Annotated in this window: 8 protein-coding genes; 1 reads left to right on the forward strand and 7 read right to left on the reverse strand. The window is 70.2% G+C overall.

The features are described 5' to 3' along the window. Nucleotides 1-54: 54 nt before the first annotated feature. From pstB to mshD, 7 genes are all read right to left on the reverse strand, one after another. A complete protein-coding gene (gene pstB / locus ACR9ZK_RS18205; protein WP_481343371.1) occupies nt 55-831 on the reverse strand; it encodes a phosphate ABC transporter ATP-binding protein PstB in 777 nt (258 codons plus the stop codon). A gap of 20 nt (nt 832-851) precedes the next feature. Continuing rightward, a complete protein-coding gene (gene pstA / locus ACR9ZK_RS18210; RefSeq protein WP_481343372.1) occupies nt 852-1,811 on the reverse strand; it encodes a phosphate ABC transporter permease PstA in 960 nt (319 codons plus the stop codon). Further along, a complete protein-coding gene (gene pstC / locus ACR9ZK_RS18215) occupies nt 1,808-2,815 on the reverse strand; it encodes a phosphate ABC transporter permease subunit PstC (protein WP_481343373.1) in 1,008 nt (335 codons plus the stop codon). The genes pstA and pstC overlap by 4 nt, the downstream gene beginning before the upstream one ends. Nucleotides 2,816-2,931: 116 nt before the next feature. After that, nucleotides 2,932-4,056, reverse strand: a complete 1,125-nt coding sequence (gene pstS, locus ACR9ZK_RS18220) for a phosphate ABC transporter substrate-binding protein PstS (protein ID WP_481343374.1) — start codon at nt 4,054-4,056, stop codon at nt 2,932-2,934. 231 nt (nt 4,057-4,287) lie between these two features. Next, complete coding sequence (locus ACR9ZK_RS18225) at nt 4,288-5,238, reverse strand: NUDIX hydrolase (protein ID WP_481343375.1); 951 nt, start codon at nt 5,236-5,238, stop codon at nt 4,288-4,290. A 38-nt stretch (nt 5,239-5,276) separates the two neighbouring features. Further along, nucleotides 5,277-7,589 (reverse strand): RNA degradosome polyphosphate kinase, encoded by a 2,313-nt coding sequence (locus tag ACR9ZK_RS18230; RefSeq protein ID WP_481343376.1) that lies wholly within the window; start codon nt 7,587-7,589, stop codon nt 5,277-5,279. A 71-nt stretch (nt 7,590-7,660) separates the two neighbouring features. Beyond that, complete coding sequence (gene mshD, locus ACR9ZK_RS18235; RefSeq protein WP_481343377.1) at nt 7,661-8,578, reverse strand: mycothiol synthase; 918 nt, start codon at nt 8,576-8,578, stop codon at nt 7,661-7,663. Nucleotides 8,579-8,738: 160 nt separating this feature from the next. Here mshD and ACR9ZK_RS18240 point away from each other — a divergent pair, with 160 nt between their 5' ends. Continuing rightward, nucleotides 8,739-10,529, forward strand: coding sequence for a bifunctional metallophosphatase/5'-nucleotidase (locus tag ACR9ZK_RS18240; protein WP_481343378.1), 1,791 nt, complete (start codon nt 8,739-8,741; stop codon nt 10,527-10,529). Nucleotides 10,530-10,592 lie beyond the last annotated feature (63 nt).

A 10,592-nucleotide genomic window follows, 5' to 3' on the forward strand; every position in this document is an offset into this window, starting at 1 on the left:
TCCGTCGTCGGCAGCGTCAGATGTGTATAAGAGACAGGTCTGCGCGCGGGCGGGTCAGCCGAAGCGGCCGGAGATGTAGTCCTCGGTGGCCTGCTCGGTCGGGTTGTTGAAGATCCGTGCCGTGTCGTCGATCTCGACGAGCCGGCCCGGCTCGCCGGTCGCCTTGAGGTTGAAGAACGCGGTGCGGTCCGAGACCCGGGCCGCCTGCTGCATGTTGTGCGTGACGATGACGATCGTGTAGTCGCTCTTGAGCTCGTTGACGAGGTCCTCGATGGCGAGCGTCGAGATCGGGTCCAGGGCCGAGCACGGCTCGTCCATGAGGAGCACCTGCGGCTGCACCGCGATGGCGCGCGCGATGCAGAGGCGCTGCTGCTGTCCGCCCGACAGGCCCGCGCCGGGCTTGTTGAGCCGGTCCTTCACCTCGGTCCAGAGGTTGGCACCCTGCAGGGACTGCTCGACGATGCCGTCCAGGGTCTTCTTGTTCTTGACGCCGTTGAGGCGCAGGCCCGCGGCCACGTTGTCGTAGATCGACATCGTCGGGAACGGGTTGGGCCGCTGGAAGACCATGCCGACGGTGCGGCGGACGGCCACCGGGTCCATCGACGACGCGTAGAGGTCCTGGTCGTCGAGCATGACCTTGCCCTCGACGCGTCCGCCCGGGATCACCTCGTGCATCCGGTTGAGCGTCCGGAGGAAGGTCGACTTGCCACAGCCGGAGGGCCCGATGAACGCCGTGACGGACCGGGGCTCGACCGTCATCGAGACGCCCTCGACGGCCTTGAAGCCGCCGTAGTAGACGTTGAGGTCGGTGACGTCGATTCGCTTTGCCATGTCAGGGGATTCGCTTTCTCTTACTTCTTGACCGCGCTGTAGTGGGCGACGACGCGCCCGATCACGTTGAGCAGCAGGACGAGGATGATGAGGGTCAGCGCAGCACCCCACATGCGCTCGGCGGCGGGCGCGAGCGCGAGGTCGCCACGGTCCTGGTTGATCATCATCGGCAGGGTGGGGAAGTTGCCGTCGAACAGGTCGCGCTGGAAGTTCTTCGTGTACGGCGCGAGGATCAGCAGGGGCGCCGTCTCGCCCATGACGCGGGCGATGCCGAGCAGCACGCCGGTGATGATCCCCGAGAACGCGGTGCGCAGGACGACCTTGACGACGGTCACCCACTTCGGCACGCCGAGCGCGTAGGACGCCTCCCGCAGCTCGTTGGGCACGAGCTTGAGCATCTCCTCGGTGGAGCGCACGATCACCGGGACCATGAGCAGCACGAGCGCGAGCGAGGCGGCGAACCCGGACTGCCGGAGGCCGAGGGTCGTGACGATGACGGCGTAGATGAACAGGCCGGCGACGATCGAGGGGATGCCCGAGAGGATGTCGACCATGAAGCTGATGGCGCGGGCGAGCGCGCCGCGGCCGTACTCGACGAGGTAGACGGCCGTCATGATGCCGATCGGCACCGCGATGAGGGTCGTCATGCCGACCATCTCGAGGGTGCCCTCGATGGCATGGCGGGCGCCGCCACCGAGGTCGCCGGAGTTGATGTTGCGCTGGTTGCCCGTCCACCACGTCATCGAGCCGAGCATGTGCACGCCCTTGACGACGACGGTTCCGAGGATCCACACGAGCGGCACCATGGCGAGGGCGAACGCGAGCCACATGACGACCCGGGCCGCGACGTCCTTGACGGCGCGCGCCCGGTGCGGGTTGTTCATCTCGCGGAGGGCCTCGCGGCCACGCTTGTCGCCGGCAGGCGCGACGTCGGTGGTGGCATCGTCGAGGGGGCCGCGGTCCTGCGTCACCGTGCTCATTCGCTGAAGGCCTTCCTGCGCTCGATGACGATCCGGGCGATGCTGTTGACGACGAAGGTCAGCACGAACAGCACCAGGCCCGCGGCGATGTAGGCGCCGGTCTTGCTCGGGTTGCTGAACTCGGACGCGTTGTTGGCGATCTTCGAGGCGAAGGTCTCACCGCCGTTGAACAGCGAGAACGTCCACGGGGTGCCGTCGGACAGGGCGGACACGAGAAAGGTCACGGCGATCGTCTCGCCGAGGGCGCGGCCGAGGGCGAGCATCGCGGCGGAGATGACGCCGGGCTTGCCGAACGGCAGCACGGCGGTGCGGATCATCTCCCACCGCGTCGCGCCGAGGGCGAGCGCCCCCTCCTTGTGCGTGGCCGGCGTCTGGTCGAACACCTCGCGCGAGAGGGCGGTGACGATGGGCAGCACCATGATCGCGAGGACGATGCCGATGAAGGCGATCGTGCCGCCGGTGATGCCGGCCGGCGCGAAGAGCGGGAACCAGCCGAGGGTGTCCTCGATGCGCTGCTGGACCGGCTTCCACACCGGGAAGAAGGTGATGAGGCCCCAGAGGCCGTACACGATCGACGGCACGGCGGCGAGCAGGTCGACGAGGGCGGCGGCCGGGCGCCGCATCCACTGTGGCGCGTACTGCGTCAGGAAGAGCGCGACCGCGACACCGACGGGGACCGCGATGGCCATGGCGATCGTGGAGGCGGCCACCGTGGTCCAGAGGAACTCGAGGATGCCGAAGGCGGGCCTGTCGCCGCCGGGGGACCAGACGCGGCTGGTGAAGAAGTTCTCGGAGTTGTTCGTCAGGGCCGGCACGGCCTCGACGACGAGGAAGACCGCGATGAGGGTCACGATGGCGATGACGAGAACGCCTGAGAACGTGGCGAAACCACCGAACAGGCGGTCACCCATGCGTCCGGTGGAGGCGCGGTCGCCCTGGAGCGGTCGCCCGCCCTCGGGACCGGGGAGCTCGTCCGCGGCCGATACACCCGTCAGTGTCGACATCTGGTGCCTCTTCCTTGGTTGGAGGGGACCGGCGCAAGGGGCGGACGCCGAGTGCGGCGCCCGCCCCTGCGTCGTCGGCCGGTCCGGTGTGCTCCCGACACGGCCGGGGCGGTGGGTCAGGAGATCGCGTCGACGGCCGTCTTGACCTTGCTCGCGACCTCGGCGGGGAGCGGGGCGTAGCCCTTGCTCTCGAGGTCCTTCTGGACCTCGTCGGAGGCGAAGGTCTTGAGGAAGGCCTTGACCTTCTTGCCCGTCTCGGCGTCGGCGTACTTGGAGCAGACGACCTCGTACGTCACGAGGACGATCGGGTAGGCGCCCGCCTCCTTGGTCGCGTAGTCGATCTTGAGGGCGAGGTTGTTGCCCGTGCCGGTCTGCTTGGCCGTCGCGATCGTCTTGCCGGCCGACTCCGCGGTCAGCTCCACCGGGCCGGAGCCGGTGTCGATCTGGGCCATCCGCAGCTGGTTCTGCTGGGCGTAGGACAGCTCGACGTACGTGATGCCGCCGTCCTGGCCCTTCGTCGCGGTGGCGACGCCGGCGGACTTCTCCTTGCCCTCGCCCTTGCCGGTCCACTTCTTGCCCGGGTCGTAGCTCCAGGCCTCGGGCGCGGCGGCCTTGAGGTACTTCGTGAAGTTCTCCGTGGTGCCGGACTCGTCGGAGCGGAAGTAGACCTTGATCGGCGTCGACGGGAGGGCGACACCCTTGTTGAGCGCGGCGATGGCCGGGTCGTTCCACGTCGTGATCTTGCCGTCGAAGATCTTCGCGGCGACGTCGGCGTTGAGGACGAGCTTGTCGACGCCCTTGACGTTGTAGGCGATCGCGATCGGTCCGGTGACCATCGGCAGGTTCCAGGCCTCGGAGCCGCAGGCCTGCTTGGCCGCGTCCGCCTCGATGACGCCGTCCTTCGGCTCGGTCTTCAGCGCCGAGTCGGAGCCGGCGAAGTCGACCTGCTTGGCGATGAACTGCTTGATGCCGGCGCCGGAGCCGGTGGGCTGGTAGTCGATGTTGGCGTCGGCGCACGCGTTCTGGTACGCCTTGATCGCCTCGTCGATGGCGTTCTTCTGGGCCGAGGAGCCCTCCGCCTTGAGGTCGCCGTTGAAGCAGTCGCCGGCGGCCGTCGAGCCGCCCGCCGCGGCGGCGCCGGCGCCGGGCGCGGCGCCGTTGTTCTCGGACGCGCAGGCCGAGAGCGCAAGGGCCCCGGACAGGGCGATGGCGCCGAGGGCGCTGGTACGCGAAACAGACACGAGTGTGTTCCCTCTCGATGGGACTGTCTTGGCGTCGGGACGGGCTCGGCCCGCCGACGGTGCTGGACACTTCATCCATCGGCGAAGGTAGGCGCATCGGGTGTCGAATCCCCCACGTCCGGTTAACTCGCGGTGAACGCGGGGCGACGTCTTGGGATCGCGGCTCGCCTCGGGATGCGCGCGGGCGAGACCCGCCACACGATGGAGGGTTGGGCCGGCGTTCGCCGGGCCTCAGGTGTCGATGCGCTCGACGTCGACGACGCGGGCGCTCGGGCCGGTCCCGGTCAGATGGCACACCAGCACCTCGCCCTTGTGCATCGCCTCGTCGGCGGCCTCGGCCAGGCGCCTCCGCAGGAGGTCGGCATCCGGGCTCGACGCGTCGACGGCGTCAGCCAGACGGGCGAGGAGGGCAGGCAGCACGGGACCGTGGCTGCAGAGCGCGGACGGCTCGGCCCGACGCAGCAGCCGCTCCAGCTGGTGCGTGGCGCCCGACGCGTCCTCGGCGAAGTCCTCCTCGGACAGGGCGTCACGGGTGCGCAGCTTCACCCCGGCCTGCGTCGTGTACGGCTCGACGGTCTCGACGCAGCGCGCGCTCGAGGACGTGACGACCCGGCGGACGCCGTACGCGCCCAGGACCGAGGCGATGTCGCGGGCCTGGGCGCGGCCGACGGCGTCGAGCGGGCGCTTCCGGTCGTCGGCGTCCCACTTGCCGCGGGGACGCGCCTTGGCGTGGCGGACGAGCGCGAGCGGCCAGGTCGCCAGCTGCTCCGCTCGGTCGAGACGCACGAGGGCGAGGAGCTGGTCCCGGTCGCGGGCGTAGTCGAGCCGGTCGTGCGCGGTGCGCACGTCGACCCAGGCGACCTCGTCGATCTCGTGGAGCAGCCGGCCCTCGCCGCCGGTGACCTCAGCGGCCCAGTAGTGGACCTGCTTGGTGGCGGGGCCGCCCGTCGCGTCGAGCACGCCGTACTCGGCGGGCGGCAGCGAGGGACCGAGCCGCACGACGAGGCCGGTCTCCTCGAACGTCTCGCGCACGGCGGCGACGCAGGGGTGCTCGCCGGGGTCGAGCTTGCCCTTGGCCCACGACCAGTCGTCGTACTTGGGCCGGTGCACGAGGGCGACCTCGAGCCCGCCGTCGGCGCGGCGCCACGGCAGCGTGCCGGCGGCGGGGATCACGGAGGCCACGCGCGCCAGCCTGCCAGACGTACGTCCTCGGCCCGTGCTCAGCGTCGGCGCGCCTTGCGTCGACGCTTGTCGTGACGCTCGACGAGGGTCTCCTGGAGGTCGCGGAGGGGCTCGCCGTTCTCGTTCTGGTGGTGGCGGACCCACCGGCCGTCGGACCCGAGGTCCCACCGCGAGGTGGTCTCGGCGAAGGCGAGGTCGAGGAGGTCGTCGAGCTCGAGGAGGTGCCCCGGCTCGGTGATGCGCACGAGGGCCTCGACGCGTCGGTCGAGGTTGCGGTGCATCATGTCGGCGCTGCCGATGTAGACCTGCGGGTCACCGCCGTGGTCGAACCAGAAGACCCGCGAGTGCTCGAGGAAACGGCCGAGAACCGAGCGCACGCGGATGTTCTCCGACAGCCCCTCGACGCCGGGGCGCACGGCGCAGATGCCGCGGACCCACAGGTCGACCCGGACGCCGGCCATGCTCGCGCGGTAGAGCGCGTCGATGAGCGCCTCGTCGACCATGGCGTTCGCCTTGATGACGATGCGCCCGGCGGGGGCGTCCTTGGGCCGCGCCCGGTGGATCTCGACCTCCTGCTCGACGAGGTCGACGAGCCCGGAGCGGACGGTGCGCGGGGCGACCAGCAGGCGCTTGAACTTGCTCCGTGGCGCGAACCCGGACAGGAGGTTGAACAGGCGCGAGAGGTCCTCGCCGACCTGAGGGTCCGTGGTGAACAGGCCGAAGTCCTCGTAGACGCGGGCCGTCTTGGGGTTGTAGTTGCCGGTGCCGATGTGGCAGTAGCGGACGAGCCCGTCGGACTCCTGGCGCACGACGAGGCACAGCTTGGCGTGCGTCTTGAGGCCGACGACGCCGTAGACGACGTGGACGCCCGCCTCCTCGAGCTTGCGGGCCCACGAGATGTTGTTGACCTCGTCGAAGCGCGCCTTGATCTCGACGACCGCGAGGACCTGCTTGCCGGCCTCCGCGGCGTCGATGAGCGCGTCGATGATCGGGGAGTCGCCCGACGTGCGGTAGAGCGTCTGCTTGATCGCGAGGACCTTGGGGTCGTTGGCGGCCTGCTCGATGAAAGCCTGCACGGACGTGGAGAACGAGTGGTAGGGGTGCTGGACGAGGACGTCCTTGTGACGGACGGCCCCGAGCAGGTCGATGGGCTTGGCGCTCTCGGTCGGCGCGAAGTCCGGGTGCGTGCGGGGGAAGAACTTGGGGAACTCGAGGTCGGAGCGGTCGACGTCGGCGACGGTGAACAGGCCGCGCAGGTCGAGCGGCGTCGGGAGCCGGTAGATCTCGCGCTCGCTGATCTGCAGCTCGCGGCTGAGCATGTCGAGGACCTTGGGGTCGATGTCCTCCTCGACCTCGAGGCGGATCGGCGGCCCGAACCGGCGGCGTGTCAGCTCCTTCTCGAGGGCAGTGAGGAGGTTCTCCGCGTCGTCCTCCTCGACCTCGAGGTCCTCGTTGCGGGTGACGCGGAAGGAGAAGTGCTCCTGGACGAGCATCCCCGGGAAGAGCTGGTCGAGGTGGCTGGCGATGACGTCCTCGAGCGGCACGAACCGCTTGCGCTCGACGTCGGAGTCGATGTCCTCCTCGACGAGGATGAAGCGGGGCAGGCTCGGCGGCACCTTGACCCGGGCGAAGTGCTCCGAACCGGTCTTCGGGTTCTGCAGGAGCACCGCGAGGTTGAGCGACAGGCCCGAGATGTACGGGAAGGGGTGCGCCGGGTCGACGGCGAGCGGCGTCAGCACCGGGAAGACGCGGTCGGAGAAGAAGTAGTGCAGCGGCTCGAGCTCCTCCTCGCCGAGCTCGTCCCAGCGCACGATGGTGATGCCCTGCTCCTCCAGCTCCGGACGCACCTCGTGCTGGAAGACGGCCGCGTGCTGGAGCATCAGCTCGTGCGCGAGCCGTGCGACGCGTTCGATGAGCTCGCGCGGCTCGATGCCCGCGGCCGTGCGCACGGCGAGCCCGGTCGCGATCCGACGCTTCAGCCCGGCGACGCGGACCATGAAGTACTCGTCGAGGTTGTTGGCGAAGATCGCGAGGTAGCGGGTGCGCTCGAGGAGCGGCACCGCAGGGTCCATCGCAAGCTGGAGCACGCGCTCGTTGAACTGCAGCCACGACAGCTCGCGCTCGAGGTAGCGGTCGGCGGGCAGCTCGTCCTCGGCCTCGGCCGGCTGCACCAGCCCGACGAACCGGCCGTTGGCGGCGCGGGCCGGGATCCGGCGCGTGTGGACGGTGCTCGCGAACGAGCTGACCTCGGCGCTCTCGACAAAGGCGTCCGGGCCCTCCCGCCCCGCGTCGGGAACCGGTTCCTCGTCGGTGTCGACGAGGTCGGTCGGGGTGAGGCTGCCGGTGCTCATGGCCTCATCGTGGCACCCTTCGGCAACGGCCGGGTGAACTCGTCCCAGCGGTCGGGCGCCCCGGCTCGGGGTCAGCCGCGCGCGAACTGACGGTGCAGCTCGACGTCCTCGAACCCCAGCCCCCGGTAGGTGCGCACGGCGGCGGTGTTCTCGTCGTCGACGTAGAGCACGACGCTGGCCAGCCCGAGCGAGCGCAGGTGGTCCAGGCCCAAGACGGTCACCGCCCGGCCGAGCCCTTCGCCCTGGTGCGCCGGCGACACGGCGACGACGTAGACCTCGCCGACCTCGCCGTCCGGGGGGTCGACCTTGGTCCAGTGCGAGGCCACGAGACGGTCCTGGTCGGCGGCCTCGACGACGAGGATCAGCCCGTCCGGGTCCCACCAGGGCTCCGCGGTGCGCTGGTCGAGGTCGGCCCGAGTCAGCGACCCCTGCTCCGGGTGGTGGGCGAAGGCGGCGGCGTTGAGCGCCAACCACGCGTCCTCGTCCCGTCCGGGTTCGAACCGTCGCACGGCGTACCGGTCGGGCACGACGGCGGCCGGCCAGTCCGGGCCGTCGGCGAGGGAGCGACCCATGACGTGGAGCGAGCGCACCGGCACCAGGCGGCGCGCCGCCGCGAAGGCCGACGCGGCATCGCCGGCCGCGCCGGACGCGTGGCTCCACACCCGGGTGTCGCCCGGCACCGCCTCGAGCAGCGCCGTGCCGACGCCGTGTCGGCGCTCCGCGGGGTCGACGACGACCTCGGCCGACGGCGGCTCGCCCGCCGCGCCGTCCCGCACCTGCGCGTAGCCGACGACGCGTCCGCCGGACCGCGCCACGAGGTGCCGCACGCCATCCGTGGACCGCGACCGCAGAGCGAGCCGGAACTGCTCCGACAGCGGGGGTGACCCGTCGACGTCGCTGGCGCTCGCCGCGACCGTCAGGGCCGCCGCTGCGTCGTCCTCCGAGAGGGGGTGGCGCGCGTCGTGGACCGTCACCTCGAGGTCGGGCATGGGCCGATTCCACCACACGCGGGACGAGTCGCCGGTGCCGCCGGAGGCGGAAGGCGTGCGCTCGGGAAAGCGTCACGCACCAACGCCCCGAAGGTCGGTGCCGAGCACTACAGTCCGTCGCGTGCCCACGGGCACGCTTTCGACCAGACAAGGGGAGACGATGTCCCGTTCCACTCGCCGCGCCCTGGGTGTCGCCGTCGCAGGTGTCTGCGCAGCGGCTCTCGCGGCCCCGGCCCTCGCGTCGCCCGCCGGCAACCCCGGCAAGGCTGACACGCAGGGGCCGCTGCTCAAGATCCAGATCCTGTCGTTCAACGACTTCCACGGCAACCTCGAGCCGCCGAGCGGCTCCAGCGGTCGCCTCCAGACCGGGGCCACGTCGACGCAGACCACAGACGTCGGGGGCGTCGAGTACCTCGCGACCCACCTCAAGGCGGCCCGCGTCGGCCACGACAAGACCGTCACCGTCGCGGCCGGGGACATGGTGGGGGCCTCCCCGCTGCTGTCCGCGGCCTTCCACGACGAGCCGACCGTCGAGGCGCTCAACAGCCTCGGCCTCGAGGCCACGTCCGTCGGCAACCACGAGTTCGACGAGGGTTACAAGGAGCTGCAGCGGCTCCAGACCGGCGGCTGCATCGACGACGGCGACGGCGCCAACAACCAGAACTCCTGCCCCGCCGGCACCTTCACCGGCGCGAAGTTCCAGTACCTCGCCGCCAACGTCGTCGAGAAGGCCACCGGCAAGACGATCCTGCCGCCCTACTGGGTCAAGAACTTCAACGGCGCCAAGATCGGCTTCATCGGGATGACGCTGAAGGACACGCCGACCATCGTCACCGCCTCCGGCGTCGCGGGCCTCCAGTTCAACGACGAGGTCGAGACCGCCAACGCGCTCGTGCCCGTGCTCAAGGAGCAGGGCGTCAACGCCATCGTCGTGCTCGTCCACCAGGGCGGCTCCCCACCGGCCAACACGCCCTACGACTACACGTGCAAGGGCGGCGGCACCTTGTCCGCCGACTCGCCGATCATCCCGATCGTCAAGAACCTCGACCCGGCGATCGACATGGTCATCTCCGGCCACACGCACCAGCCGTACGTGTGCGCGATCCCGGACTCCACCGGTGTTCCCCGGCTCGTCACGTCGGCCTCCTCGTTCGGCCGCCTCTACAACGACACCGAGGTCACCTACGACCGTCGCACGTCCGACATCGTCCGACCGACCGAGGCCGACTCGGTCAACAACCTCGTGACCCGCACGGTCGCCCCCGACGCCGCCGAGACTGCGCTCATCACCAAGTACAAGCAGCTCGTCACGGCGATCGCGAGCAAGGTCATCGGCACGATCTCGACCGACATCGTCCGGGCCCAGAACGCCGCGGGCGAGTCCCCCCTCGGCGACCTCATCGCCGACGCCCAGCTCGCCGACCCGTCGGTCGTCACCGGGGGCCAGACGCCGGTCGTCGCCTTCATGAACCCCGGCGGCATCCGGACCGACCTCACCTACGCCAGCTCGAAGTACGGCGAGGCGCCCGGGGCGATCACGTACGAGGAGGCGTTCAACGTCCAGCCGTTCAACAACTACCTCGTGTCGATGAACCTGACGGGTCAGCAGATCTACGACGTCCTCGACCAGCAGCGGACCGGCAAGAACGCCGGCTCGGCCGCGAAGATGCTCCAGGTCAGCAAGGGCTTCACGTACACGTGGAGCACCGCCACCCAGAAGGTCGTCGAGGGGACCGTGATGATCAACGGCGTCCCCGTCGACCCGGCCGCGTCGTACCGCATCGTGACGAACAACTTCCTGTCCGACGGCGGCGACAACTTCCCGGCCTTCCAGGGCGGCACCGGCAAGTACTTCGGCGGCCTCGACATCGACGCCTTCGCGAACTACCTGTCCAGGCCCGAGAACGCGGGCTACGCGCCCGCCCCGCTGACGCGCATCTCGGTGAGCTGAGCCGGCTCGCCCGAGCAGGCCAGCACCTGTCTCTTATACACATCTGACGCTGCCGACGACGGA

This window comes from Monashia sp. HAY1-5C, assembly GCF_056755255.1.